General features: G+C 72.4%; 20 protein-coding genes and 1 tRNA gene. 11 read left to right on the forward strand and 10 right to left on the reverse strand.

The genetic code is table 11. The features are described from left to right. Window positions 1-75: 75 nt before the first annotated feature. The 7 genes from WMF36_RS12015 to WMF36_RS12045 all read left to right on the forward strand — a co-directional run bounded on the left by WMF36_RS12015 (window position 76) and on the right by WMF36_RS12045 (window position 9,443). Window positions 76-1,833: a J domain-containing protein gene (locus WMF36_RS12015; protein ID WP_437579735.1), complete on the forward strand. Its 1,758-nt coding sequence runs from the start codon at window positions 76-78 to the stop codon at window positions 1,831-1,833. 166 nt (window positions 1,834-1,999) lie between these two features. After that, window positions 2,000-3,829, forward strand: coding sequence for a molecular chaperone DnaK (gene dnaK / locus WMF36_RS12020; protein WP_437579736.1), 1,830 nt, complete (start codon window positions 2,000-2,002; stop codon window positions 3,827-3,829). Between the two features lie 34 nt (window positions 3,830-3,863). Beyond that, the gene (locus tag WMF36_RS12025) at window positions 3,864-5,264 is read left to right on the forward strand and encodes a hypothetical protein (protein WP_437579737.1); all 1,401 of its coding nucleotides are present in this window, start codon (window positions 3,864-3,866) and stop codon (window positions 5,262-5,264) included. 112 nt (window positions 5,265-5,376) lie between these two features. Continuing rightward, window positions 5,377-7,434, forward strand: a complete 2,058-nt coding sequence (locus tag WMF36_RS12030) for a M1 family metallopeptidase (RefSeq protein ID WP_437579738.1) — start codon at window positions 5,377-5,379, stop codon at window positions 7,432-7,434. Continuing rightward, the gene (locus WMF36_RS12035; RefSeq protein ID WP_437579739.1) at window positions 7,431-8,378 is read left to right on the forward strand and encodes a hypothetical protein; all 948 of its coding nucleotides are present in this window, start codon (window positions 7,431-7,433) and stop codon (window positions 8,376-8,378) included. Before WMF36_RS12030 ends, WMF36_RS12035 begins: the two co-directional genes overlap by 4 nt. A gap of 177 nt (window positions 8,379-8,555) precedes the next feature. Then, window positions 8,556-8,628: transfer RNA gene (locus tag WMF36_RS12040), tRNA-Phe, on the forward strand. A gap of 329 nt (window positions 8,629-8,957) precedes the next feature. Next, entirely contained in the window at window positions 8,958-9,443 is a 486-nt protein-coding gene (locus tag WMF36_RS12045) for a response regulator (protein ID WP_437579740.1), read from the forward strand. A 101-nt stretch (window positions 9,444-9,544) separates the two neighbouring features. Here WMF36_RS12045 and WMF36_RS12050 read toward each other — a convergent pair whose 3' ends face one another. The 7 genes from WMF36_RS12050 to WMF36_RS12080 form a co-directional block, all read right to left on the reverse strand. Continuing rightward, complete coding sequence (locus WMF36_RS12050) at window positions 9,545-9,886, reverse strand: hypothetical protein (protein ID WP_437579741.1); 342 nt, start codon at window positions 9,884-9,886, stop codon at window positions 9,545-9,547. 430 nt (window positions 9,887-10,316) lie between these two features. Further along, window positions 10,317-10,889, reverse strand: a complete 573-nt coding sequence (locus WMF36_RS12055) for a hypothetical protein (protein ID WP_437579742.1) — start codon at window positions 10,887-10,889, stop codon at window positions 10,317-10,319. A gap of 106 nt (window positions 10,890-10,995) precedes the next feature. Continuing rightward, entirely contained in the window at window positions 10,996-11,928 is a 933-nt protein-coding gene (locus tag WMF36_RS12060) for an SH3 domain-containing protein (RefSeq protein ID WP_437579743.1), read from the reverse strand. Window positions 11,929-11,982: 54 nt separating this feature from the next. Further along, on the reverse strand, window positions 11,983-14,343 hold the full coding sequence (locus tag WMF36_RS12065; protein WP_437579744.1) for a DUF4340 domain-containing protein: 2,361 nt from the start codon (window positions 14,341-14,343) through the stop codon (window positions 11,983-11,985). Further along, window positions 14,343-16,109, reverse strand: coding sequence for a GldG family protein (locus tag WMF36_RS12070; RefSeq protein WP_437579745.1), 1,767 nt, complete (start codon window positions 16,107-16,109; stop codon window positions 14,343-14,345). The genes WMF36_RS12065 and WMF36_RS12070 overlap by 1 nt, the downstream gene beginning before the upstream one ends. Then, on the reverse strand, window positions 16,109-16,855 hold the full coding sequence (locus tag WMF36_RS12075; protein WP_437579746.1) for an ABC transporter permease: 747 nt from the start codon (window positions 16,853-16,855) through the stop codon (window positions 16,109-16,111). Before WMF36_RS12075 ends, WMF36_RS12070 begins: the two co-directional genes overlap by 1 nt. Before the next feature lie 10 nt (window positions 16,856-16,865). After that, a complete protein-coding gene (locus WMF36_RS12080; protein ID WP_437579747.1) occupies window positions 16,866-17,930 on the reverse strand; it encodes an ABC transporter ATP-binding protein in 1,065 nt (354 codons plus the stop codon). A 274-nt stretch (window positions 17,931-18,204) separates the two neighbouring features. Between WMF36_RS12080 and WMF36_RS12085 the strand changes: the two genes are divergently transcribed. Further along, the gene (locus WMF36_RS12085; RefSeq protein ID WP_437489968.1) at window positions 18,205-18,672 is read left to right on the forward strand and encodes a DUF3293 domain-containing protein; all 468 of its coding nucleotides are present in this window, start codon (window positions 18,205-18,207) and stop codon (window positions 18,670-18,672) included. A gap of 129 nt (window positions 18,673-18,801) precedes the next feature. Beyond that, window positions 18,802-19,242 (forward strand): hypothetical protein, encoded by a 441-nt coding sequence (locus tag WMF36_RS12090; protein ID WP_437579748.1) that lies wholly within the window; start codon window positions 18,802-18,804, stop codon window positions 19,240-19,242. Between the two features lie 130 nt (window positions 19,243-19,372). Here WMF36_RS12090 and WMF36_RS12095 read toward each other — a convergent pair whose 3' ends face one another. From WMF36_RS12095 to WMF36_RS12105, 3 genes are read right to left on the reverse strand one after another with little or no spacing between them, the layout of a single operon-like run. Further along, window positions 19,373-20,104, reverse strand: coding sequence for a response regulator transcription factor (locus WMF36_RS12095; protein ID WP_437489970.1), 732 nt, complete (start codon window positions 20,102-20,104; stop codon window positions 19,373-19,375). Between the two features lie 23 nt (window positions 20,105-20,127). After that, window positions 20,128-21,153, reverse strand: coding sequence for a sensor histidine kinase (locus WMF36_RS12100; RefSeq protein WP_437579749.1), 1,026 nt, complete (start codon window positions 21,151-21,153; stop codon window positions 20,128-20,130). 40 nt (window positions 21,154-21,193) lie between these two features. Then, window positions 21,194-22,504 carry a thymidine phosphorylase gene (locus tag WMF36_RS12105; RefSeq protein WP_437579750.1) on the reverse strand — a complete coding sequence of 437 codons (1,311 nt, stop codon included), beginning with the start codon at window positions 22,502-22,504 and terminating at the stop codon, window positions 21,194-21,196. Between the two features lie 146 nt (window positions 22,505-22,650). Between WMF36_RS12105 and WMF36_RS12110 the strand changes: the two genes are divergently transcribed. Next, the gene (locus WMF36_RS12110) at window positions 22,651-24,072 is read left to right on the forward strand and encodes a cytochrome ubiquinol oxidase subunit I (RefSeq protein WP_437579751.1); all 1,422 of its coding nucleotides are present in this window, start codon (window positions 22,651-22,653) and stop codon (window positions 24,070-24,072) included. Then, complete coding sequence (locus WMF36_RS12115; RefSeq protein WP_437579752.1) at window positions 24,062-25,099, forward strand: cytochrome d ubiquinol oxidase subunit II; 1,038 nt, start codon at window positions 24,062-24,064, stop codon at window positions 25,097-25,099. The genes WMF36_RS12110 and WMF36_RS12115 overlap by 11 nt, the downstream gene beginning before the upstream one ends. The last annotated feature ends 445 nt before the right edge of the window (window positions 25,100-25,544 follow it).

The raw sequence follows: 25,544 nt of genomic DNA on the forward strand, positions 1-25,544 counted from the left end.
CCGGCCGTGGTCTCCAATTGCGACGGGCGCGCGTTCCTCGTTAGACTCGGCGGGAGGGCGTCGCTGCCCGACTCGATGACGCTCCGTGTACCAAGGCCGAAACCCGGGTACGATCTCAAGTCGCTCCCGCTGAAACCCGCGGACGTGTTCCTCCTGTCGCGGATCGACGGCGTCCTGACCGATCGGGATCTGTCCTTGATCACGGGCATGTCGCACGGCGACACCGTCGAGGCGCTGCGCCGCCTGCGTGATTTCGGCGCCATCCTCCTGGACGGCGAGCCCTCTGGCCCGCCTCCGCCGCGGGGCGCGGCCGACGCTGCGCGGCGTGGGGCCGCGGCGGATCCGGAGCGGCCGACGTCGTCCGGGGGCGAGTCCGTCCCGCTCGGCCGCGACGCGCTCCAGCAGGTGGACTCCCTGCCGCTCTACGATCCTGCCGAGCTGGACGAGCCGGTCGAGCTCGCCCCCGACCGGAAGCGGCGGATCCTCGACCTCTACTATCGGATCGAGGATCTCAGCTACTACGCGCTGCTCGGCGTCTCGGACCAGGCGGACAAGAAGCAGATCAAGAGCGCCTATTACCAGCTCGCGCCGGAGTTCCATCCGGACACCTACTTCCGCAAGCAGCTCGGCTCGTACAAGCAGAAGATCGAGGCCCTCTTCACGCGCATCACGCTGGCGCACGACACGCTGACGTCGAAGCAGCGGCGCGCCGAGTACGACGGGTACCTCGAGCAGACCCACAAGAACCGGGCGATGGCGGCGCTGATCGAGCAGACGCCCCGCGACATCGCCACGATCTCCACCGCCGTCGACGCCTCGGTGCGCGCTGCGTTCGCCGATCCGCACGACGTGGCCGGTTCGCCCGGACGTTACTCCTCCGAACGCCCACCCGCCGAGCAGGCCCCCGCCGCGGCGTTCACGCGCGCAGCGGCGCCGGCGCAGCCGTCCTACGCGGCGAGCTCGCCGGACCGCGGAGGCGCGCCGGCGCGGAGCGCGTCGGTCGGCTCGCCCGCCGCGCCCGCTCCCAGCGCGAAGGATCGGCGCGAGACGTTCGCGCGCAAGCTCACCGGAGGCCTGCGGCGCGCTCCGGCGGGCGCGCCCTCCCCGGCGCCTGCCGCAGCGGCGGCCCCGGCGCCTGCCGCAGCGGCGGCCCCGGCGCCTGCCGCAGCGGCGGTCACGGCGCCCGCCGCGGTGGCGGTGTCGAGGGTCCCGGGCGGCGTCCGATCGCCCGAGTCGATGAGGGCGGTCGAGGCGCTCAAGGCGCGTTACGATTCCGCCCGCAACGAGGCGTTCCGGAACCAGATCGCGCGGCACGCCGAGGCGGCTCGGTCCGCGCTCGACCGGAACGACTACGCGGGGGCGGCCAACGCGTTCCGGATCGCCGCGTCGCTCGCGCCCGAGGACGCCGCGCTCCAGAGCGCGTCGGCCGACGTGCAGCGCCTCGCGGCGGTGGCGCTGGCGGACGGCTACCTCAAGCAGGCCCACTACGAGGCACAGACCGGGCGCTGGGTCGATGCGGCGCTGAGCTATGCGAAGGTGTGCAACGGTCGCCCGGACGACGCCGGCGCGCACGAGCGGGTCGCCTACGCGACGCTCCAGGCCGGGGAGAACACGCGGCGGGCGGTGGAGTTCGCACGGCGGGCGGTGGAGCTCGTGCCCACCTCGGTGGAGTACCGGCTGACGCTCGCGCTCTCGTACGCGGCCGCGGGGCTCACCAAGAGCGCGATCGGGGAGTTCGACCGCGCTGCCGAGCTCGCAGGGAACGACGCCCGGCTGCGCGGCCTCATCGCCCAGGCGCGCGAGCAGGCCAAGGCGTACGGGAAGCAAGTCTAGCGCCGCCCGGCGACGCCGGCCGCGGTCGGGCCGGGGGCGGCGCCTTCGGAAGGGGCCGAGCACGATTGGCCCGCTCGGCTCCGCGAAACGGTCTAGCATCGTGACCTCGGCGGCCGTTCGGGCCGAAGATTACTAGCCGAAGATCACAAGAGGAGCAGCGGCATCGATGGAGCGTGTCATCGGCATTGACCTTGGCACCACGAACTCGTGCGTTGCCATCGTCGAGGAGGGCGTCCCGACCGTCATCCCGAATCGCGGTGGGTACAAAACGACGCCGTCCATGGTCGCGATCACCGAGGCCGGCAAGCGGCTCTGCGGGCACATCGCGAAGCGGCAGGCGATCACCAACGCCGAGAACACGGTCTACGCCGCGAAGCGGCTGATCGGGCGCAAGTGGTCGTCCCCGCAGGTGAAGAACGCGATCCTGACTGCCTCGTACAAGATCGTCGAGGGGCCGCACGGGGACGTCCGCATCCAGCTGCGCGACAAGACGTACTCGGTCCCCGAGATCAGCGCGATGGTCCTCCAGGAGATGAAGCTGTTCGCCGAGGACTACCTCAACGAGCCGGTCTCGAAGGCGGTGATCACCGTCCCCGCCTACTTCAACGACAACCAGCGGCAGGCGACGAAGGACGCGGGCCAGATCGCGGGGCTCGACGTCATCCGCATCGTCAACGAGCCGACGGCGGCGGCGCTCGCGTACGGGTTCGGCAAGAACTTCGAGAAGACGATCGCCGTGTTCGACCTCGGCGGCGGCACGTTCGACATCTCCGTGCTCGAGATCGGCGCGGGCGGGGTCTTCAAGGTCATCGCCACCGCGGGCGACACGTTCCTCGGCGGCGAGGATTTCGACGCGCGGGTCATCGACTGGCTGGTGCAGGGCTTCAAGGAGCAGCACGACGTCGATCTGCGGCAGGACAGGATGGCGCTCCAGCGGCTCAAGGACGCGGCCGAGAAGGCGAAGTGCGAGCTGTCCAGCGTGCTGGAGACCGAGATCAACCTGCCGTTCATCATCTCGAGCGCGCGCAACGAGGCGCTCCACCTGCAGCGCACGCTCTCGCGGGTCACGCTGCAGGAGCTGTGCGAGGACCTCGTCGAGCGGTGCGTCGAGATCTGCAGCCAGACGCTCGAGGACGCGCGGCTCGATCGCGACGAGATCGAGGACGTCGTGCTCGTCGGCGGCATGACGCGCATGCCGCGGGTGCAGGAGGCCGTGCGCGACTTTTTCGAGCGCGAGCCGTGCAAGGGGGTGCACCCCGACGAGGTGGTCGCGCTCGGCGCGGCGGTGCAGGGCGCCGCGCTCGTGGACGAGACGAAGCAGATGATCCTGCTCGACGTCACGCCGCACGCGCTCGGCATCATGACCTTCGGGTCGAACTTCGAGGAGCTCATCCCGCAGAACACCACCGTGCCCACGAGCCGGTCGAAGATCTTCACGACGAGCCGCGACAGCCAGACCGCGGTGAAGATCCTGGTCATGCAGGGCGAGCACCAGAAGGCGACCGACAACGAGCTGCTCGGCGAGTTCATCCTCACGGGCCTGCGCCGCGCCCCGAAGGGCCAGGTCGAGATCGAGGTGACGTTCGAGATCAACAGCGACGGCATCGTCTCCGTGAGCGCGAAGGATCTGGAGACGGGCCAGCAGCAGTCGATCCAGGTCACCGCGTCGAGCGGCCTCACGAAGGAGGAGGTCGGCGAGATGATGGAGGCGGCGAAGGAGTACCTCGTCGATCGCCGCGTGAGCGACCAGTTCGAGGGCGTCCGGCAGGAGGCCGAGAAGCTCATCGCCGAGATCGAGCGGATGTTCCCGCAGGTAGAGCAGATCGTGGCGTCCAGCGATTTCGGCCGCGACGCCATCGGCAAGGCGCGCGGGATCGTGGACCGCTCGCGCCAGGCCATCGGCCGGCGCGACGCGGCCGCGGTCAAGGAGCAGATGGAGGCGCTCTCGCGCACCCACCGGATGTTCAAGGGTGTCGTAGCCAGGCCACAGGGGTGAAGGGTGGCCGCGATGAGGGAAGACGATGCGGTCGGTGCCGCCTGACTCCAAGACCCTGGACTCCTCCTGGGGCCACGATGAGGTGGACGAGCTCGAGGACACCCAGCCGGTCGCCTCGAAGGAGATCCTCGCGCGCGTCGCGCTCACGCGCGAGGGGCAGGTCTCACCCCGCATGGCGACCCCGCCCTCCGGCCTGCCCCCGCAGCCGGACGACGAGGGCAAGATCACCCTTCCGCCGCCGATCCCGGTCAGCGAATACGTGGCAAAGATGATGACCCGTCGCTCTCATTCGAGCTCCGAGATCACCGCCCAGCGGCCGCGCCCGCCCGAGGGGCCTCCGGAGGGGTACCCGCCCGTGCCGACGCGCAAGACGATCCCCTGGGAGCCGCCGCCCGGCAGCAGCTTCTCGGGCAAGCACGGCGCGTCCAGCCTGGAGGCCGCGCGGCTCGGCCTGGAGGCCGCGCGGCTCGGCCTGGAGTGCGATGAGCCCGGGGTTCCGTCGCGACCCGGCGGCCGGATGGGCTTCGGATCGCTCGAGGGCGAGCACGAGGTCGGGCCGGACCTCGACGACTTCCTGCGCGAGCCGGGCCAGTCGTACCCGCGCAGCTTCGGCGAGATCGACGTCTTCGGTGGCCCTCCGGTCGATGCGCGGGACGTTCACGCCCCGCAGAGCGCGCGGGGGCGCGGATACGGCCCCGAGGACGGAGGGCCGCTGGGCATCGATTTCCGGCTCGATCTCGGCTTCGAGGAGCCGGGCCTCGCCATGGATGAGCAGCCGGTCACGCCGCCTCCCGGCACGCTCCGGTACGGCCTGATCGTGGAGGACGACGAGCCCGCCTTCCGCGGCGGGACGGGCGCGCTCGCCGGCTCCACCTCGTACCGGGTCTCCGGCGACACGCAGGGCGGGGCGCGCGCGCCGCGCCGGCTCGAGACGGATCGCGCGCCGCGCCAGCTCGAGACGGATCGCGCGCCGCGCCGGCTCGAGACGGATCGCGCGCCGGCGGCTGCTGCGCGGGTGGACAAGGGGGTTCACTCCCGTGCGACCGAGCCCCAGCTGAGCATCCAGGGGCCGCGGGAGCAGATGCAGCACCGGTTCGATCAGGGGGACTTCGGGGGCGCGCTCGTCCTCGCGGAGGGCCTGATCGAGGAGAACCCGAAGGACGGGATGGCGCGGCAGTACGCCGACAGCTGCGTCGAGATGTTGCGGCAGATGTACAAGTCGCGCCTCGGCGACGGCTCGCGCGTGCTCCGCCTCGCGGTGTCGCCGGACCAGCTCCGCTCGTTGAACCTCGATCACCGCGCGGGCTTCTTGCTGTCGTGCATCGACGGGTACAGCTCGATCGACGAGATCCTCGACGTCTCGGGCATGCAGACGCTCGAGGCCTTGCGGCTCCTGTACGAGCTCGTGCAGGAGGGGATCGTCTGCGGCGTGTAGGCGCCGGGATCGCCTGAGATCCCCGGTCCCCGCCTCGAGAATCGTGCCGGGCGGGCCGCGGCGCCTGCTGACGCGCCTTTCCGCGATGGCGCTGGCTCGCTAGGTTGCACCGGTGCGCACGGCTCTCCAGGCCGCCGTCGGTCTCCTCCTCGCGCTGGTCGCCGGCCGCACGGGCGCGTCCCTCGTCGCCACGATCGCGCGCGGCGCTACAGCGCAGCCGCCGCCGGCCGCTCGCGCAGGCGCCGTCGACGCCGCGGGCGCCACCGCAGGCGGCCCCGCAGCCGCTGTCGACGCCGCCCGCGTCACGCCATCGCCGGCGCCTCCTGCCGACGCCGAGCTCGCGGCGCACGCCGATCCGATCGCGAGCTACACGCTGCGCGCGAGCCTCGATCCGGTGCAGCACACGATGCGCGGCGAGGGCACGCTGGTCTGGCGGAACGCGTCGCGCGAGCCGCAGCGCGAGCTGTTCGTCCACCTCTACCTGAACGGCTTCAAGAGCGAGCGCACCGTGTTCCTCCGGTCGGCCATCGGGGGCTTTCGCGGCAACGAAATCTTGTACGATTACGGACACATCCAGGTGAAGCGCTTCGCGGTGCGCGAGATGGGAGGCGCGGACGTCTGGCCCCAGGGGAACCCCACGACGCCCGGCGATCCCGAGGACGAGACCGACATCCGCGTGGAGCTGCCGCGGCCCGTCGCCCCAGGCGACGCGATCACGATCGATCTCGCCTGGGACGCGCACCTCCCGTCGCTCGCGCTCAGGACGGGCCACTACGGGAGCTTTCACATGGTGGGGCAGTGGTTTCCGAAGATCGCTCGCCTCGAGCCCGACGGGACCTGGGCGCACTTCCCCTACCATCGGCTCTCGGAGTTTTACGCCGACTTCGGGGCCTACGACGTGACCGTCGACGTGCCGGAGGGGGTCGCGGTCGGCGCCACCGGCCGGCTCGTGGAAGAGCGGCGGCTCGACGGCCGCGCGATCCGCCGGTTCGTGCAGGAGGACGTGCACGACTTCGCCTTCGCCGCGTGGGACCGCTTCCGCGAGATGCGCGCGACGACCGACGACGGCGTCGCGATCCGGTGCCTCTTCCCCGAGGGAAGCGAGCGCGAGGCGGCTCTCCAGATCGACCTGGCCCGGTTCGGCCTGTCGCATTTCGGCGCGGCGTTCGGCCGTTACCCGTACGGCACGCTCACGATCGTGCATCCGCCGGAGGGCGCTGAGGAGGCCGGCGGAATGGAGTACCCGACGCTCATCACGACCGGCGGCAGCTGGCTCTGGCCCGTGGTGGGCTTGCGCTTCGTCGAGGCGGTCACGGTGCACGAGCTCGCGCACCAGTGGTTCTACGGCCTCGTCGCCACCAACGAGCACCGCTACCCGTTCCTCGACGAGGGCCTCACCACCTACGCCGAGGCCGAAGCGCTCCGCGCGCGCTACGGCGACAGCTCGGCGGCGCGGCTGCTCGGGCTCGAGATCGACCTCCGGACGCAGTACCGCGCCGACGCGCTCGCGTCGGGCCACAACGGCGCCGTCGCGCAGCCGGCAACGGGCTTCGTGGATGGGGCGGACTACGCCGGCCTGGTGTACGGAAGGCCCGCGGTCCTCCTCGCGACCCTCGCCGGCGTGTACGGCGAGGACCTCGTGCGCCGGGCCGTGGGCCGCTACGCGCGCGAGAACCGGTTCCGTCACCCCGGCCCCGAGGCGCTGCTCGAGGCCGTGCGCCGCGATGTGGGCGACGGGGCGGCCGAGGCGCTCCGCGCCGGGCTCTTCGAGCGCGGGTGGGTCGACTACACGGTCGCGACGTTCCACTCGTGGCCCGCAGGCGGCGCGGAGCCCGCTCCGGGTGAGGGCGGCCACGAGGGAGCGGGTTATCACGGCCACGCCGTCGTGCGGCGCCGCGGCTCGCTCGTGCTCCCCGTCGACGTCGCGCTGCACGGCGAGGACGGCGGCGTGCAGCGGGTCCGGTGGCAGGCGCACGACAGCGTCGCCCGGATCCCCTACGCTGGCGCCTCGCCGCTGGTCGCCGTGGTGATCGACCCCGACCACCGGGTGCTGCTCGACGAGGACCTCGCGAACAACGCGCGCCGGGCGGATCCGGACCTCCTCGCGCCCAGCGTGCTCTCGCGCGCGAGCTTCGCCGTGGGGCTCGCGCTCACGCTCCTCGGGCCATGAGCGAGCCGGCGGAGGAGGGCGCGATGGTTCCGGGCTCGACGGCGGCCGCAGGGGGCGATCCGCCGCGCGCCCGGCCTGCCGCGCGCCGCGCCGCCGCGCACGAGCGGCCCGGCGCGATCGCGCTCTACTTCGGCTACCGGGCGCTCGCCTCGCTCGTGGTCGCGGCGCCGCTGTCCGTCTTCGCGGCCCAGGTCGTCGGCGATCATCCGCGCGGCGATGCGATCCTGTTCGATCCCGGCGGGCTGATGCTCGGCGAGCTCGGGCGCCTCGGGGCGCTCGCCGCCGCGTCCCTCGCCGCGCAGCTCGGCGTGGGCGCCCTGCTCGCCGCCGCGCTCGGGCTGATTCCGCTCGCGGTGCTCCTCGCCGCGCTGAGCCAGGCGGGGCCGCTCTCGGCGCAGGCCCTGGGCGGCCGCGCGGCGCGCGCCATCGGCCCGCTCGCCTTGCTCTGGGGCGTCGCGCTCGCGGCGCAGGTCACGGCCGCCGCGCTCGTCCTGCTCCCCGGGATGAAGCTCTGCGAGGCGTTCCTGGTCCTGCCGCGCAGCCGCGACCTCGCGGCGGCGGCCGTCGCCGCGGTCGCGCTCGTGCACGTCGTGGCCATCGGTCTGCTCCACGACCTCGCGCGGGCCGCCCTCGTGGCCGAGCAGCGGGGCTTCTACACCGCGGTCGCCAGGGGGTTCGACGCGCTGTGCGCCGCGCCGCTCGAGGCCGCCTGGGCCTGGGCTTCTCGAGGCGCGCTCGCCGCCGTCGCGCTCGCAGGCGGGGCGTGGGGGATACACCTCGCCGGCGTCGGCACGGGCCCGCGCGTCGCCGCCGCGTTCGCCGCGCAGCTCGCGGCGCTCGCGGCCGCCGCCTACCTGCGCGCCTCGTGGCTCGCGGCCGCCCTACGGCTGGTCGATCGCTCCGCGCCCGCGCAGCGCACGGGGACGGACGACACCGCCGAATGACGGCTCCGCATTGCGGCCGCGCCGGCGGTGGCTGCGCCGACAATCACCGCCGCCTCCTGGGCTTCCGACGCGGCACGAGCAGCTCGGGATGCAGAAATCCTTTGACATACGTCTACATCCGCGTAACGTAGCCCGCCCGTGACCGACGCCTCGGCGTAAGCGCGGGGCCTGCAGCAAGCCCAGGTAGCTCAGTTGGTAGAGCAGAGGATTGAAAATCCTCGTGTGGGCGGTTCGATTCCGTCCCTGGGCACTACTCTTTCTTGTCCCGGCGAGCAAACGCCGCCGCGCCCTCCTCACGCTCTTGCGCGCTCCCCCGCTCCACACGGCTCAACCGTTGTCGTGGACGCCCGGGCGATTCCGCCTCTCGGCCAGACGCCAGCCGGCCTCATCGGCTGGCCGCAGGCGAGGGCGAGGCGGTCTGTTCAGGAGTACTTTCGCGGGTTTGGCCACATCGGGTGACAGTGGAACTTGGTTCCGGTGCGGTAGCGATCCTGGTAAGGTGACGGGGGGACCACTCGTTGCAACCTGAACACTCCGGAGGCGCCCTAGGGAACGGCGCCTCCTCATGGAGGCTCCCTCATGGCCGATCGTCGTGTCGACTCCTCGCGAAAGAGCTCTCCGGAAACGGCCTCCGCTTCCGACTCGGCGCCGCGGAGCCGGCCGTCCGCGCCTGGTAACCAGGCCACCGAGGGGGCTCGAAAGAAGAAGATCCTCGTCGTCGACGATTCGCTGACTTCGTTGCTGTCACAGCAGCTGGCGCTCGGTGCGGACGACTACGACATCGTCATCGCGCGCAACGGCAAGGAGGCAATCGCGAAGGCCGTGGCGGAGCGCCCCGATCTCATCCTGATGGACGTCGTCATGCCCGCGATGGACGGCTTCCAGGCCTGCAGATGGCTTCGCGCGTTCGACGCGACGAAGACCGTGCCGATCATCATGATGACGACGAGGAGCGATCAAACGAGCATCAAGATCGGCTTCGCCAACGGGTGCACCGACTACCTCATCAAGCCTTTCGACGGCGATTTGCTGCTCATGAAGGTCCGCACCCACCTCGGCGAATAAGGCCCTCTCGGCCATCCCGGTGCGTGACCGGGGTGGCGGAGACAGGGTTCCTGGAGCCGAACCAGGCCTCCTCGCGGACAGGCGTGCGGCGCGGCCAACCCTCAGTCGGTGATGGCGGCCCAGAACTTGAGCCCGGTCGGGATATCGGCGCAGCCGCTCAGGTTTTCGACCTGCTCGAGGCATCCATCGACGTCGACCGCGCCACTGCGGCACGCGAACTCGTCATCCACGCAGGAGAGGGCCTCGTCGAACTGCTCCTCGCAGCCCTGCGCCGCCGCCTCGCGCTCGGCGTCTTCGAGGTTGTCCACGCAGTCGTCTTCGTCGTCCGGGCTGCAGTCTCCGGTGCAATCGCACCTGTCCTCGCACAGACCCGAGATAGAGGCCCCGCAGCCCGGAAGCATGGCGAGCGCAAGGGCGACCGTGAACGAGCAAGCGAGCTTCAAAGTTGTACCTCCAACCTGGTCGCGCGGCGCGCGAGCTACGATGATGTGGCTTGTCTATCGCGTTCGGGGAGGAGGTACAAGCCGCACGTTCGGCGTCCCGGGCGCGCTCGGCGGGGTCCCCGCGGGGTTGCGCGGGGTTGCGCGTGGTTGCGCGTGATTCCGTATGCCTCCGGGGCGCATTTGCTGCCCGCACCGCGCTACGCCAGCGGTGCCGCGCGACGACTCGGCTGCTGCCAGGCATCATGTGCCCGCCCCGTGTCTCGACGGATGATGCCGCGCCGGCGACGAGCGGTATCGATCACGGGAACCCCGCTCATGCAGGTATTCCCGGAGCCGCTCTCGCTCGGCTCCGCTGAGCGCCGCTTGACTCCCGTTCAGCTCCGTTTCGCTCGATCCCCGCGCCGATTCGCGGCGCTCGGTTCGGTTCTGCTCAGTTCCGCGTGGCGCCTTCGGCCTGCGCCGGCCAGAGCCGGCGGAAGCCGACGCCGACGATGCCCCCGTCGTCGCGCTGCACCAGGCCCCCGAAGCGGCATTTCTCGACCAGCGTGCCTTCGGCCAGCTCGCCGCCGTCCTGGAACCGGATGCGCTGGCCCTCGCTCAGGGCGGCAAAGACGCGCGCATCCGCAGCGACGGCCATGAGCGACTCCGGCGCAGGGACGCGCAACGGCGCGATGTCCGCTGTGCGGGCGCGGTGAACCAGGCCCCGGTGGGTCATGGAGCGCACAGAAACAGAGGGCTTGTTTTTGTCCGGGACGGATGACGCTGCTTCGGGGGAAGCAACCCACACGTCGACCGTGGCGCCACGCCTGAAGAGGACCACCCCGGGCAGCGCCTTGCTCGCGGCGGTGGTCAGCAGGACCAGCTCACCCACACCCGACTCGGTCGACGCGCGTCCGCCGAGGCGCTCGCGCACCGCGTCGACCGTGGGCTTCGCGGCGGCAGACGCGGCGAAGCCCGCGGATCGGCCCAGGGGAATCAGCGGGAGCGACAGCTTGCGCGTCATCGGACCCCGCCATTCTACGCGAACCGACGCGCGCTCGCCCGGGCGCAGGCCTGGAATCCGCCTCTCACGCCGCCCGCGCGCGCCCGCCGGCTCGCGCCTCGCTCGGCTAAAGGCCGATGGCGCCGCGGTAGATCCAGCCCGTCTTGCCCCGGTGCTCGACCTTGTACCAGTCGTTCTGCCGGCCAACGAGCTTGACGCGCGTCCCACGCACGAGGCGCATGACCACATCGCCCTCCTTGGGCACCCCGCGGACGAGCGCGGTGTCCCAGCTGACCGTGGCCAGGCCGCTTGCTGCGCTCTCGCTCGTGGTCGTGCCGGCGGCCGGCTCCTGCATCTCGCCGCCGGCCTCCGCCTTTGCGGCCTCCGCCTGCGCGCCCGGGGGATGGAACGTGGCCGTGTACACGAGGGAGTAGCGGGGGTACTTGTGCGGGACCTCCTCGAGGGAGACGTTCGAGAACTCGCGCGCGGCGCACTGGAGAATGCCGCTGATCGTCGAGGAGGGCAGGCTCGCCTTCTTTCCCTTGACGACCTGGACCTCTTTCTTATCGAAATTCAGCTCGAAGCCGATCGGGAGCTTGCCGTCGACGCCGAGCGCCGCCGGACACTGGGCGAGCTCCTTCAGCCGGGGCAGCGCGATCGGATCGAACTGGAGCTCTCCGCAGTCCTCGATCTTCTTGTTCTTCTTGTCGGAGCAGCGCGTGATCCTGCCGGGGCCGACCACGACCTGCTGCTGGTTCTTCGCGGGCTCCGGCTCCCTGGCGTCGGGCTCCGCCGTCCCGGGCACGGCAGCTGCGGGGGAGGACGGCGCGGCCGCTGCCGCGGTCTCGGCGGTCGCCTTGGGGTCGCCGGGGACGCTCGGGCCGATGCGGACCCCGGCGAGCCTCGGCCAGGCGACGCCCACGACGAACCCCACGAGCGCGATCACCCCGATCCGCGACCAGACCGGCTGCTCATCGCCCGGACGGGGGATGTCGACCGTCAACGGGCGCTGCCGCTTCGCCATGTCCGCCTTCGCCATGTCCACCACGTCGCCTAGCACAGGTGCACCGCCAGAACGAAATAGTACGAAATAGTCCGCTCGCTCAGCGCCGCGTCAGTCGACGCCCGCGACGCCCGCCGCCTCGAGGAGCGGTCGCACCCTGGACTGCGCGATGGCGTAGACCGCGCTCACGCCGTCGCGGCGGGCATAGAAGACATTCGTGCCGCGGAAAGCGTCGCCCGCGCCGATCGCGATCGTGAACGACCCCTCCGACGAGCGCGGCGGGCTCGCGCCGCCTTCGCCCGCCGGCGCGGCCTGCGGCCGGGCAAGCTCGATGGTGACCCGGAGCCGCGGCGGGCCGAGGCCGTGCTGCCGCTCCGGCTGGCCCAGGGCCACGGCGCCCTCGGCGCGTAGATCGGCGAGGGCGTCCCGGACGCGCGCGGCGGTCGCGGTGGCGCTCGCCGGGTCGGCCGACCCCGCGACGGTGAGGCCGCGCGGCGAGCCCTCGAGCACGACCGGCTTCCCGTCCCGCGGGGCCAGCGTCACCCGCGCGATGTCCTCAGGGGGGACGAGGAAGACGTCGCGGCGGAGCAGCAGGCGCCCGGCCGCGGCCTCGAGCGCCGGCGGCGCGACGAAGACCGCGGCGCTGTCGCCGGCGCGCGCGAACGAGCCTGCGCCGGCGTGCGCGCCGAGCTCCACCCGGGCCGCGCGCGCCGCCGTGCCGGAGGCGCCCGCGCCCGGCTCCAGCGCGGCGGTCAGCTCGGCCTCGACGACGAGCCGGGGCGCGCCGAGCCCGTAGCTCTGGCCGGCGTCCGCGGCGACCCAGCGCTCGGCCTTGAGGCCGGCGAGCTGCCCGGCGAGCTCGTCCGCGAGCCCGCCGTCCGCCGCGAGCCCCACGCCGCTCGGCGCGATGAGCTGCCAGGCGCCCTCGCCCGTCCTGCGGAGCCGCTGGACCAGGCCGGGGCGCTCGATCCGTAGCGCGCTGATCTGATCCGGCGCGAAATCGAACACCTCCATGGAGCGCAGCGACACCTCGGAGGGGAGGAGCGCGCCGGCGGCCGGGGCCGGGACCTCGGCGATCGCGCCGTCCTCGAGCCGCCGGACGTGCACGACGCCGGCCTGCTCGGCGCCGATCTCGAGCGTCTCGATGCGCTCCTGCGGCTCGCCCTCGCCGGCCGACGCCGGCGTCGAGACGACGCGGAGGGTGGCCCGCGGCGGATCCAGGCCGAGCGCCTTCGGGGAGCTCGCCGCGGGGAGGAGGCGCGCCGCGCGGACGCCGAGGATCGCCTGCACCAGGGCGCGGCCCGTCTCGGTCGGGACAGGGCGGTCCTGCGGGGCGCGCAGGTGCCACTCGCTGCCGGTGCGCGCGAGCTCCAGCGAGCGCGCGCCGCGCTCGCCGGCCGCGAGCTTCACCTCGGCGACCTCGTCGAGCGGCGCGGCGACGAGGGCGAGATCGACGAAGCGCGCGGCCTCCTCGGTGAGCGGGTCGAGCACGCTCGCGGGCACGCAGGCGGCCGCGCGCGTGGGCTCGATCCGCGCCGCGACGACGTGGTCGGGCTTGCCCGGGCAGGCCCCGCCGACGTCGATCACGCCGCGCTTCGCCGAGGGATCGCTCGGCAAGAGCGTCAGCGTGACCCTGGGGCCGGCGGAGGCCGCGGCCTGCGCCGCTTCCTCCTCGGAGAGGAACGCCTCGGCCTGCATGCGGCCGAGCGCCGAGAGCACGAGATCCAGCGCCGGCGCGCTGACCCGGACGCCGCTGCCCTCGGGAGAGCCCTCGGCGAAGCGGAAGCCGGCGCCGCGGCCGCCACCCCACGGGGCGCGCACGAACCGCCGCGATCCGCCCTCGCCGTCGAGCGTGAGCGCCGAGAGCTCGGCCGGGACGTAGGGGACGAAGCTCCGGGAGCGGAAGCGATCCGGCGGCACGTCGAGGGCCGCGGCGAGCTGCTTCGTGACGACGAAGACGCCGCGGCCGGCGACCTCGGCGTAGACCGCGCCGGGCGGCGTGGGGGCGCTGCCGCCGAGCAGCAGCCGCTCGCGTCGCGGGCCCATCGCGAGGGCGATCGTGAGCCGGGGCGCGGCCAGGCCGAGGGCGGCCCGATCGCTCGCCTCCTCGGAGACGCGGCGCTCCGCCGTCGCGAACTCGAGCGTGCCGAGGAGCTGGTCGACCGTGGGCTCGTCGGCGGGGTAGCGCTCCCCGTCGATCTCGACGTTCCACGGGCGCTGGCCGGCGTCGTTGACGTCGCCGCGGGTGAGCCGGGCCGTCTGCTGCGCGGCGGGCGGCGCGCCGGGCGGGGCCATCGTCACGGTGAGCTCGGTGATCTCGTCGGCGCGCCACGCCTCGAACAGGTGCTTCTTGCGGCGCTCGGCCTCGTCGGTGGACACCGAGCCCCGGTCGAGCACGAGGAGCGCGACGGCCGCCGAGGCGGCGAGCGCGACAAGGATCAGCGTCGTCGCGTGCCGGCGGAGGCGCCGCATCACGACGCCCCTTCGCGCTCGGTCCCGCCCGGTGATCCGCGCCCGGCGGGGGAGCCGGGGCCGCCCTTGTCGCCGGGGCGGCGCTCGGAGCCGCGCCGCGCGAGGTGCACGGCGAGGCCGAAGAGGGCCGCGGCGAGCGGCATGTAGACGACGACGTAGCGGAAGATGCCGGCGAGCGAGTCCTCGCTGAGCCGGAGGCCCGCGGTGACCGCGGGCTTGTCGGGGATGTCGAGCATGGGCGGGCTCGCGGCGAGCCAGGACAGCGCGCTCTCGACGAACACGGCCGTCCCGCGGAGCTCGGGGCTCTGCCAGTTCGCGCCGTAGAGCGCGCTGGGCGAGCTGACCACCACGACGCGCGGCCCGTGCGCGGCGCTGGACCCCGCGGGCTTCGGCAGCTCCGCGGCGTAGGCGACCGTGAGCGGCCCCCGGTGATCGCCGTCGCGCGGCTGCGGCTCGGACGGATCCCGGGCCCAGGCGAAGAAATCGACCATGCCGAAGGCCCTGTCGCTCGTGACGAGCAGCGGCGCCGGGGCCACGGGCCCGCTCGTCGTGGGCGCGAGCGAGCTGGCCACCGTGAGCATCGGGCCGAGCCCCTGATCGGCCGCCTTGACGAGCCCCTCGGTGATCGGGTGCGGCCTCACGAGGGGCGAGAAGGTCTCGCCGAAGCCCTGCGTCGAGCGGAGCTTCGGGTCGAGCTCGAACACGAAGTCCGACCGGAGCTCGACGCCCGCCACGGCGAGCAGGCCGGAGAGCCCGAGATCCACGTATCGCTGATCGCTCTCGTCCGGCACCGGGCCGAGCGCGAGCAACGCGCTGCCGCCCTGCTCGATGAACGCGCGGTAGCGGGCGACGTCGCGGGGGGGCACCGGCTGGCTCGGCTCGGCGAGGACGAGCACCCGGCAGCGGCCGAGATCGACCTCGGGCGCCGGCTCCTTCGGCGCGGCGCCGGGGTCCTCGTCATCGCCGTGGTCGTGACCGTCGCCGCCGTGGTCGTGACCGCCGCGGCCGCCGCCGAGCTCGACGACCTCGTAGTTGTTCTTGTTGAGCCGGTCCTTGAGCGCCGCGAGCCCGCCGGCGCCGCCGACCTCGATCGACTTCTCGCCGTGGCCGCTCGCGAAGCAGACCCTCGGCCGATCGGTGCGGAGGACGCTCCGGATCGCCCCGGTCAGCGCCTGCTCGAGCCGCGGGCGCGCCCGCAGGTCGTCCTCGTCCTCGACCTCGACGAGGTCGCTCGCGGTGAGGAAATGAGGGCGGTCCCCGCGCGCGACGATGATCGCCGCGTCCGTGACGATTCGCCCGTCCTCCGTCTTGCCCGCGACGACCCCGTAGCGCTGCTGCACGGCGAGGAACTCCGCGGGGCGCCGGTCGGGATCGGTCACGTCGACCTCGAGCCGCGTCGTCTCGGCCCGGTACGCGTCGAGCAGGTGCCGCACCGAGAGCGTCAGGGGGTCGGCCTCGGAGAGCAGGACGTAGACGCGGATCGGCTCCTCGAGCGCGCGCAGCGTCGAGACGGTCGCGTCGCTCAGCGTGTACAGGCCGCCCTGCGTCCAGTCCCAGCGCTTGTAGTGGCGCGCGACGAGCAGGTTGACGAGCACCGCGAGCACCATCGCCGCGATGATCCCGACGCTCGTCGAGAGCTTCTCGCCGAGCGAAGTTCCCGGAGGGACCCGCGAAGGCGGGGTCCCGACCTGCGTCGACGGAGGGACCCGCGAAGGCGGGGTCCCGACCTGCGTCGACGGAGCGCGATCGGGCCGCTCTTCGCCCATCAGCCCCACCTCCACGCGTCCACCGCGCGCACGGTCACGAACAGCGGCAGCGCGATCACCGTTCCGTCGAACACGAGCCGGCGCAGGTCGACGACCCCGCGGGAGAAGTCGTTCATCTGCGTCCACACCGAGACGTAGGCGCAGAGCTCGTGCGCCGGGCCGTCCGGGAAGATGAACTCCCCGATGCCAAGGATGAACAGGCCCATCACCGCCATCGTGCTGAGCACCGCGGCCATGAGCTGGCTCTTCGTGAGCGCGCTCGTCATCGTCCCGATCGCGAGGTAGCCGGCGCCGACCGCGACGATGGCGAGGTAGCTCGACCCCACGACCCGCCAGTCGAGCTCGCCCGTCCTGGCGATGAGGACCACGTAGAGCAGCGTCGGCGCCCACATCGCGACGTACGTCACGAGCGTTGCGGCGTACTTCGCCAGCACGACGCCGGCGGAGCCCACCGGCGCCGTGAGGAGCGCCTCGATGGTGCCGCTCCGGCGCTCCTCGGCGAAGAGCCGCATCGTGAGCAGCGGGCACACGAAGAGCAGCGGCAGGTAGATCAGGATCGTCTGGCCGAAGAAGACCTGCACCGGGCTCGTGTCGGCGGAGAGCTCCACCTCGCCCGCGAACTGGGTCGCGATCAGGAAGAAATGCACGCCCTGCACGAGCAGGAACGTGGTGATCAGCACCCACGCGAGCGGCGTCACGAAGAGCGAGAAGAGCTCCCGCTTGAAGATCGGCCAGAAGCCCCTCACCGCCGCTCCTTCACCGCGCCGCTCCTTCATCGCGCCGCGCCGCGCTCCCCTTCTTCCGGGCCGCCCGCCGCGGCCCGTCGCCATTGCCCGCCGCGCCCGGCTCCCCGGCTGCGCCCTGCTCGTCGTCGGTGGCGGTCAGCTCGGAGAACACCTGCTCCAGCGACGGGGCGTGGGGGGCGAGCTCGCGCACCCCGAGGCCCGCGCCGACCAGCGCGCTCACGAGGCGCTCGGTGGCGTCCCCCGCGTCGGCGCCGGCGTCGAACTCGACCGTGAGCCGCGCCGCGTCGCCGGCCGACTCCGCCTCGGCCGAGCGGACCCCCGCCGCGCCGCGCGCCGCCGCGAGCGCCGCGTCGGCCGCCCCGCGCACGGCGACGCGCACGCCGGACGAGCGGCGCTTCGCGCGGAGCTCGTCGATCGAGCCCTCCGCGACCAGCCTGCCGCGCGCGATCACGAGCGCCCTCGTGCACGTCGCCTCGACCTCGGAGAGGATGTGCGTCGAGAGGAGCACCGTGCGGCCTGGGCCGAGCCGGCGCACGAGCGCGCGCACCTCGCGGATCTGGTTCGGATCGAGGCCCGCCGTCGGCTCATCCAGGATGAGCAGCGGCGGGTCGCTGACGAGCGCGTCCGCGAGGCCGACCCGCTGGCGGTAGCCCTTCGAGAGGTGGCCGATCATGACGCTCGCGACGTCCTCGATGCGCGCGTCGCGGAGGGCGCGCGCGACCGCGTCGCGGCGCGCGCGCCGCGGTACGAGCTTCAGCTCGGCGCGGAAGGCGAGGTACTCCGCCACGCGCATCTCCGGGTAGAGCGGCGAATTCTCGGGCATGTACCCGAGCGACGCCCGCGCGCGCATCGGCTCCTCGGCGATGTCGTGGCCGGCGACCCGCACCCGGCCGGTGGTCGCGCCGAGGAACCCCGCGAGGATGCGGAGGGTCGTGCTCTTGCCGGCCCCGTTCGGCCCGAGGAACCCGACGATCTCGCCCTGGCTCACCCGGAAGGAGAGATCGCTCACCGCCTGGTGGGGGCCGTAGGACTTGGAGAGGTGCTCGACCTCGATCATCGGGACATCAGGGCGCAAGGGGTCAGGGCGGTCGGCGGCGCGCGCGGGCAGGCCGAGCGATCGCGCGGATCGCTTAGCGCACCGGGCGGGGCAGGGGAAGCGCGCGCCGGGCTTCCGCGCGGCTCTGGCTACTCGCCGCCGCGGGACGCCGGCGAGTAGCCAGAGCCGCCCGTCTCTGGTAACCCTCCGCCGTCGCGCCCGGCGGCCCGGGCGCTCACGCCATGGGCTTCTCTGCAAGGCGACGCACCCGGTGCGCCGAGCGCCGCGGCCCCCTCACACCCACCGCTCCACGATGGATCAGACGCTCCTCCGGTCGTATTTCTCGACCATTTACGAGTTCCCCACGGCGGCGGGGACGCTGCGCGTCTCGCTCGACGGCGAGATCGTCCAGGATCAGGCCGGGCTCCCCGAGCTCCTGACCCGCAAGTTCGCCGTGCTCACCGCCTACAACCCGCGCTCGATGCTCATCCCCCGCCGGGTCAACGATCAGCGCCACCACGTCCTCCGCGATCTCTTGATCCTCGGATGTTACCGGGTGGAGCCGTGCGTCGGATCCGAGGCGGAGCCGGAGGGCATCTGGCGCGAGCCGGCCTGGCTCGTCCACGGCATGGACCGGGACGAGGCGATCGCCTTCGGCCGCGTCTTCCGGCAGAACACGATCGTGTTCGCGCAAGGCGGCCGGCCGGAGCTCATCATCACGGATCCGACAGCTGACGACATCGGCCGAACTTTCCAGGGCAACTGGCGGGTTCGGTCATGACCGGTGCGGCGCCCGCGGACGCGGGACGCCGATTCCATGTTGAAACATACCCGCAAAATGTGGGTTCATGCCGTGGCGTTCAGGGATGGGCGGATCGGCCTCGCTCACCACATGAGGAGACACAGCAGAATGCGCACCCAGGTCACCCTCGCAGCGCTCGTCGCCGCGCTCGGGCTCGTCGCCGGCGCTGGCGGCTGCGGCCAGAACAAGGTCTCGGAGTGCAACGCGCTCATCGAGGTCATCAACAAGGGCGTCCAGAGCATCGAGAAGGGCACCAAGACCGGCGCCGATCAGGGCGGGTCGAGCGAGCTGAAGGCGATGGCCGAGGCGATGGACAAGGTGGCGGCCGACGCGGCGCAGGTGAAGCTGACCACCCCGGAGCTGCAGAAGTTCTCGGGCGAGTACCAGGCCATGGCGAAGGAGGTCGCCAAGGCGGCGCGCGATCTCGCGACGTCGGCGGACGCGAACGACGCCGAGAAGAGCAACACGGCCCAGGCCGCGATCGAGAAGGCGATCAAGCAGGAAGATCCCCTCGTCGACAACATCAACAAGTTCTGTCAGGCGCCCTGAAGGGCCGCGCCCACCGGGCCCCTCGGCGGGGGCCCCCGCGTCGCGCGCGGCGCCCGCAAGGCCCACGTGCCGCCTGGAACACGCGCCGGCGCACGCAGGCTGCGCGCGGCCCGGCGGGCGCGCCGAGCGGTCAGGGGACGAAGCGGTAGCCGACGCCGCGCACCGTCAGGATGTGGCGCGGCGAGGTCGCGTTTTCCTCCAGCTTGTTGCGGAGCTGGAGGATGAAGTTGTCGATGGTGCGCGGGGTCCCGTGGTGGGTCGGGCCCCACACCTTGGCCTGGATCTGCTCCCTGGACAGGACCCGACCGCCGGCCTCGGCGAGGCAGAGGAGCACGTCGAACTCGGTCGCCGTGAGCTCGAGCAGCTCCTCGCCGCGGCGGACCTCGCGCGTCGCCGCGTTGATCACGACGTCGCCGGCGCGCAGCTGCGCCCCGTCGGCGCGCGCGATCGCGTCGCGCCGGAGCACCGCCTTCACGCGGGCGAGCAGCTCGGCCAGGCTGAACGGCTTCGTGATGTAGTCCTCGGCGCCGAGCTCGAGGCCCATCACCTTGTCCATCTCGGCGCCGCGCGCGGACAGCATGATCACCGGCAGGGTGCGCCGCTCGTTGCGGAGGATGCGCAGCAGCTCGAAGCCGTTCAGGCGGGGGAGCATCACGTCGATGATGATGAGGTCGATCCCGCCGGCGCGAGCGAGCGCGAGCCCGCGCTCGCCGTCCTCGGCCACCATGACGCGGTAGCCCTCGGCGGTCAGGTTCATCTCGAGACCCATAGCGATGCTGGGATCGTCCTCGACGAGCAGGACGGTCCGCGCCGGTGCTTGAGGGTTCCGGGTCATGCTGAGCACGACCTCTAGCATGTTCATGTCCGGACCGGAGACAGCCGCGCCTACCGCGGCGCGTTCGCTCCGGCGCCCTGCTCCGCCGCTTCGGGGTGCGCTGCGGCGACGTTGTGCGCGGCGTCCGGCGGGTGTCTCCGGGCGGCGCTCGCCCTCTGCGCGCCCCGGAGCGGGAGCACGAGCGTGAACGTGCTGCCCTTCCCGGGCTCGCTGTCGACGAGGATCCTGCCCCTGTGCGCCCGGACGACGTGCTTGACGATCGACAGCCCGAGCCCGGAGCCTTCCTGCTGCCGCGCGAGGAGGTCGTCGACCCGGTAGAACTTCTCGAAGATCCGCTTGTGCTCCTTGCGGGCGATGCCCTTGCCGTTGTCGCGGACCGTGATCAGCGCCGACCGGTTGTGGACCTGGGCGGAGACGCTGATCGTCCTCGGCTGACCGCCGTACTTGTAGGCGTTCGAGAGGAGGTTCACGATCGCGTCGACGAGCGCGCTGCGGTCGCAGAACACGGGCGGCAGGTTCGCGTCGACGGAGATGTCGAGCTCGACGCTGCGCTTCTCTCGGGTCGGCTCGAAGGCGTGGATCGCCTCGTCGACGACCTGCAGGAGGTGGTGCTCCGAGAGCTCGTAGACGCGCCGGCCGCTCTCCATCCGCCCCCAGTCGAGCAGCCGATCGATGAGCTGCTGGAGGCGGGCGCTCTCCTTCGTGAGCGCGTCGATGCAGCGATCCTCGCTGTGCGCGTCGCCGCGCCTGAGCTTGAGCGTCTCGGTGAACATCCGGATCGACGTGAGCGGCGTGCGCAGCTCGTGCGAGACCTTGGACACGAAATCGGCCTGGAGCTCGGACAGGTTGCGCTCGCGCCGGAGGAAGACCCAGACGAGGATGACCCCGGTCGCGAGCGTCCCGCAGAACGTGAGGACCAGGATCCCCATGATGAGGTTGTACTGGGCCTCGCCGAGGACGAGCAGGAGGAAGCCGACGCCCGACAGGAGCACGCCGGGGACGATGACCAGGTAGACGAGGAGCTGGATGATCCGCCGGTAGCCGAGCGTGGTGAGGTCGCGTCTCGGGCTTCGCATGACGGCAGCTTAGTTGGGCGGCGCGGCGGCCGCGAGCCGCCTAGGCGTCGATCCGCTCCAGCACGAGCGCGGGCGCCTCGGCGGGCGCCGGGCCGAGCCGGAAGGCCGCGCGGACGCGATCGGCCGCGGCGCGCGCGTCGTCCGCCCGGCGCGCGTGGATGCGGGCGAGGGGCGCCCCGCGGTCCACGCGATCGCCGCGCACGGCGGCGAGCTCGATGCCCACGGCGGGGTCCACGCGCTGGTCGGCGCGCGTCCGCCCGGCGCCGAGCGCGACCGCGGAGAGCCCGATCTCCAGCGGATCGACGGCGACGACGTACCCCTCGTCCTGGGCCGCGACGTCGACCACGACGGGGGCGGCGGGCAGCCGGCCGGGGTCGTTCACCACGGCCGGATCGCCCTTCTGGGCGGCGATCATCCGCGCGAGGACCTCGGCCGCGGCGCCGCTCGCGACGGCGGCCTCGAGCTTCGTCCGCGCCTCGGCCGCGCTCGCCGCGGCGCCGCCGGCGATCAGCATCTCCTCCCCGAGGGCGAGCGTGCACGCGACGAGGTCGCCCGGCCCGCGGCCGTGCAGCACCTCGATCGCCTCGCGGGTCTCGATGGCGTTGCCGACGGTGCGCCCGAGCGGGGCGCTCATGTCGGTGAGCAGCGCGGAGACGCGCTTGCCGGCCGCGGTCCCGACGCGCACGAGGGCGGTCGCGAGCGCGCGGGCGTCGTCCTGGGTCTTCATGAACGCGCCCCGCCCGACCTTGACGTCGAGGACGAGCGCGTCGATGCCCTCCGCGAGCTTCTTCGAGAGGATGCTGGCGACGATGAGCGGGATCGACTCGACCGTGGCCGTCACGTCGCGCAGCGCGTAGATGCGCTTGTCCGCGGGCGCGATCCGCTCGGTCTGCCCGATCATGCACGTCCCCACCTCGCGGACGATGCGCGCGAACGCGCCGACGTCGAGCGCCACGTCGAACCCCGGGATGGCCTCGAGCTTGTCGAGCGTGCCGCCCGTGTGGCCGAGGCCGCGGCCGGACACCATCGGGACGGGGACGCCGCAGGCCGCGACGAGGGGGGCGAGGCAGATCGAGACCTTGTCGCCGACGCCGCCGGTCGAGTGCTTGTCGACCTTCCGGCCGGGCACGCCGGACAGGTCGAGGACGTCGCCCGAGTGGAGCATCGCGCGGGTGAGCGCGACGGTCTCCGCGTCGTCCATGCCGCGGAAGAAGATGGCCATGAGCAGCGCGCTCATCTGGTAGTCGGCGAGCTCGCCGTCGCCGAGGGCGCGGACGAGCCGCGCGATCTCGTCCTCGGACAGCCGCCCGCCGTCACGCTTCCTCGCGACGAGCTCGACAAGGGTCTGCATCGGCCTGAAGCTTAGCCGGGTTCACCCCTATTTGTCCCCTGCGCGAGCCTCCCTATTGTCCGTGGGAGCGCGCGGGCCGCCCCCGCAGGAAAGCGGACACGGAGCCGGTCGCGGTCGCACTGGAGAAGGGAGCCGTACCCGGCCTTATGAACAGCCTCCTCTACGCCAGGGCCCAGATGGGCCTCTCGCTGGGATTTCACATCGTCTTCGCGGCCGCCGGGGTGGCGCTGCCGCTGATCATGGTCATCGCGGACGCGCTCTGGCATCGGACGGGCGATCGCGACTATCTCGAGTTCTCGAAGCGCATGGCGAAGGGGACCGCGATCCTGTTCGCGGTGGGCGCCGTCTCGGGGACGGTGCTCTCGTTCGAGCTCGGCCTCCTGTGGCCGAGCTTCATGGGGACGTTCGGCGAGGTGATCGGGCTCCCGTTCTCGCTCGAGGGGTTCGCCTTCTTCACGGAGGCGATCTTCCTCGGCATCTATCTCTACGGGCGCGGCAAGCTCCCGCCGAAGCTGCACCTGCTCTCGGGCGCGCTTGTGGCGCTGAGCGGCGCGCTCTCGGCGTTCTTCGTGATCCTGGTGAACGCGTGCATGAACGACCCTGCCGGGTTCACGATGGTCGCCGGGCGCCCGGCCGACATCGACCCGCTGGCGGCGATGTTCAGCCCGCCGTGGAAGCACGAGACGCTGCACGGCATCCTCGCGTGCTATCAGGCGACCGCGTTCGTGATGACGGGGATCCACGCGCTGGTGCTCCTGCGGCACCCGAGGAGCCCGCTGTTCCGGAAGGCGTTCGCGGTGACGCTCGCGATCGCCGGGGTGACGGCGCTGGCTCAGCCGTTCGTCGGCCATTTCGCGGCGGTGGAGGTCGGCAGGGGGCAGCCTGCCAAGCTCGCGGCGATGGAGGCGCACTTCGAGACCTCGGCCCGCGCACCGCTGCTCGTCGGCGGTCTGCCCGACGTGGAGCGGCGCGAGGTCGACTACGCGCTCGAGATCCCGGGGGGGCTGTCGATGCTCCTGCACGCCGATCCCGACGCGGTGGTGCCCGGGCTCGACGCGATCCCGCGCGACGAGTGGCCGCCGGTGACGGCGACGCACCTCTCGTTTCAGGTGATGGTGGGCGCGGGCTCCGCGATGGCGCTGCTCGCGGTGGTCGCGGCGGGGCTCGCGTTGCGCCGGCGGGGGATCCCGGATCAGCGCCCGTTCCTCTGGGCGGCGGTCCTGGCGAGCCCGCTCGGCATCGTGGCGATGGAGGCTGGCTGGCTTGTGACCGAGTTCGGTCGCCAGCCGTGGATCGTGCGGGGCGCGATGCGCACGCGCGACGCGGTGACCCCGTTCCCGCACCTCGCGGCGCCCTTCTGGATGTTCACGGCGCTCTATGTCTTCCTCGGCGTCGTGGTGGTCTACCTGCTCGTGCGCCAGCTCCGCGCGGCGCCGCTCGCGGTGACGGGCGGCGGCGGACCGCACGGGGGCGGGGCGACGGGCGGCGGCGGACCGCACGGGGACGACCGGGCGACGGGCGGCGGCGAGCCGGGCGCGCTCGGGGGAGGCGCGGCCGATGGTCGTTGAGTGGCTCCTTGGCGGGGTGATGGTCGTGGCGCTCGTGCTGTACGTGCTGCTCGGCGGGGCGGATTTCGGCGGGGGCGTCTGGGATCTCCTCGCCTCCGGCCCGCGGAAGCAGGAGCAGCGAGCGCTCATCGAGCGGGTCATCGGCCCGATCTGGGAGGCCAACCACGTCTGGCTCATCCTGGTCGTGGTGCTGCTCTTCACCGCGTTTCCTCCGGCGTTCGCGGCGATCTCGGTCGCGCTGCACGTCCCCCTCACGCTGTTCCTCGTGGGCGTCGTGTTCCGCGGCTCGGCGTTCAGCTTCCGCAGCTACGACTCGCGGCGCGATCGGCGGCAGAAGCGCTGGGGGCTCGTCTTCTCGCTCGCGAGCGTGACCGCGCCGGTGCTGCTCGGCATGATCGTCGGCGCGGTGGCGTCGGGGCAGATCCGGGTGGCGTCTGGGGTGGTGACGAGCGGCTTCTTCGCGCCGTGGCTCTCGCTGTTTCCGTTCGTGGTCGGCCTGTTCGCGCTGGCGCTCTTTGCGTTCCTCGCGGCGGTCTACCTGACGAACGAGGCGGCGGAGCCAGCGCTGGTCGACGACTTCCGGCGGCGCGCGCTCGTCTCGGGCTGCGTGGTCGCGGCGCTCGCGCTTGCGTCCTTCGCGGCCTCGTTCCGGGGCGCCCCGCTCATCCGAGAGGGGCTGACGGATCATCCGATCACGTGGCCGCTTCACCTCACGACGGGCGTCGCGGCCACCGCGGCGTTCTTCGGGCTGTGGACGCGCCGCTTCCGTCTGGCGCGCTTTGCGGCTGCGGCGCAGGTCACGCTGATCCTGCTGGGGTGGGCAGCCTCGCAGTACCCGTTCCTGGTGGTGCCGGACGTGACGCTCGCGGGGGCAGCGGCGAACCCGAGGACGTTGCGATTGCTTGTCTGGGTCCTCGGCGTCGGTTTCGTGCTGCTGTTCCCATCGCTGTACGTGCTCTTCCGCGTCTTCGGCAGCGGCCGGGCGGGGGCGGCGTCGGACAGCGATGACGATCATGAGCGGGAGTAGGGGTGAGGTACGTGGAAGTCGCGGGATTCGAAATCGACGGACCACCTCGTCCTACCAAGGAGGGGTGCGAGGACGGCTCGCTGAACAGGGCCTCTTTGTCCGTCCGGGCGCTAGAAGGAGAGGGTGCGAGGTCGGGCGCGCATTGCATTCCTGAAACCTGCAACCCTCTCTCATGAGACCGCCGAAAATTCGCCTGCGCTTTCGCGAGCCTCCCCAGGGCGGTCGAACCGTGTTACGCTCGCAGTCGCAAAGTTTTCAGGATGCTTGTGGGGGAAGGAGCCCTGTAGAGATGGCGAACATAGCTAGATACCGTCGACACGCGATTGTGGGGGTTTTTGCAGCGGCAGCCGGTGTGACGGGCTCGTTCGCCGCGTGCTCGGACTCGTACCGTGGAGAGCTCACCGGCAGCGGCTCGGGTCCCGGCGGGGCGGGCAGCGGCAGCAGC

The organism is Sorangium sp. So ce887, from assembly GCF_051521455.1.
Lineage (GTDB): Bacteria > Myxococcota_A > Polyangia > Polyangiales > Polyangiaceae > Sorangium.

What these genes read in the sequence shown, in the direction of transcription:
- WMF36_RS12015 (WP_437579735.1), top strand. Translation starts at nt 76, where the DNA reads ATGACGCTCCGTGTACCAAGGCCGAAACCCGGGTACGATCTCAAGTCG.
- dnaK (WP_437579736.1), top strand. Translation starts at nt 2,000, where the DNA reads ATGGAGCGTGTCATCGGCATTGACCTTGGCACCACGAACTCGTGCGTT.
- WMF36_RS12035 (WP_437579739.1), top strand. Translation starts at nt 7,431, where the DNA reads ATGAGCGAGCCGGCGGAGGAGGGCGCGATGGTTCCGGGCTCGACGGCG.
- WMF36_RS12045 (WP_437579740.1), top strand. Translation starts at nt 8,958, where the DNA reads ATGGCCGATCGTCGTGTCGACTCCTCGCGAAAGAGCTCTCCGGAAACG.
- WMF36_RS12055 (WP_437579742.1), bottom strand. Translation starts at nt 10,889, where the DNA reads ATGACGCGCAAGCTGTCGCTCCCGCTGATTCCCCTGGGCCGATCCGCG.
- WMF36_RS12065 (WP_437579744.1), bottom strand. Translation starts at nt 14,343, where the DNA reads ATGCGGCGCCTCCGCCGGCACGCGACGACGCTGATCCTTGTCGCGCTC.
- WMF36_RS12070 (WP_437579745.1), bottom strand. Translation starts at nt 16,109, where the DNA reads ATGGGCGAAGAGCGGCCCGATCGCGCTCCGTCGACGCAGGTCGGGACC.
- WMF36_RS12085 (WP_437489968.1), top strand. Translation starts at nt 18,205, where the DNA reads ATGGATCAGACGCTCCTCCGGTCGTATTTCTCGACCATTTACGAGTTC.
- WMF36_RS12090 (WP_437579748.1), top strand. Translation starts at nt 18,802, where the DNA reads ATGCGCACCCAGGTCACCCTCGCAGCGCTCGTCGCCGCGCTCGGGCTC.
- WMF36_RS12095 (WP_437489970.1), bottom strand. Translation starts at nt 20,104, where the DNA reads ATGAACATGCTAGAGGTCGTGCTCAGCATGACCCGGAACCCTCAAGCA.
- WMF36_RS12100 (WP_437579749.1), bottom strand. Translation starts at nt 21,153, where the DNA reads ATGCGAAGCCCGAGACGCGACCTCACCACGCTCGGCTACCGGCGGATC.
- WMF36_RS12105 (WP_437579750.1), bottom strand. Translation starts at nt 22,504, where the DNA reads ATGCAGACCCTTGTCGAGCTCGTCGCGAGGAAGCGTGACGGCGGGCGG.
- WMF36_RS12110 (WP_437579751.1), top strand. Translation starts at nt 22,651, where the DNA reads ATGAACAGCCTCCTCTACGCCAGGGCCCAGATGGGCCTCTCGCTGGGA.
- WMF36_RS12115 (WP_437579752.1), top strand. Translation starts at nt 24,062, where the DNA reads ATGGTCGTTGAGTGGCTCCTTGGCGGGGTGATGGTCGTGGCGCTCGTG.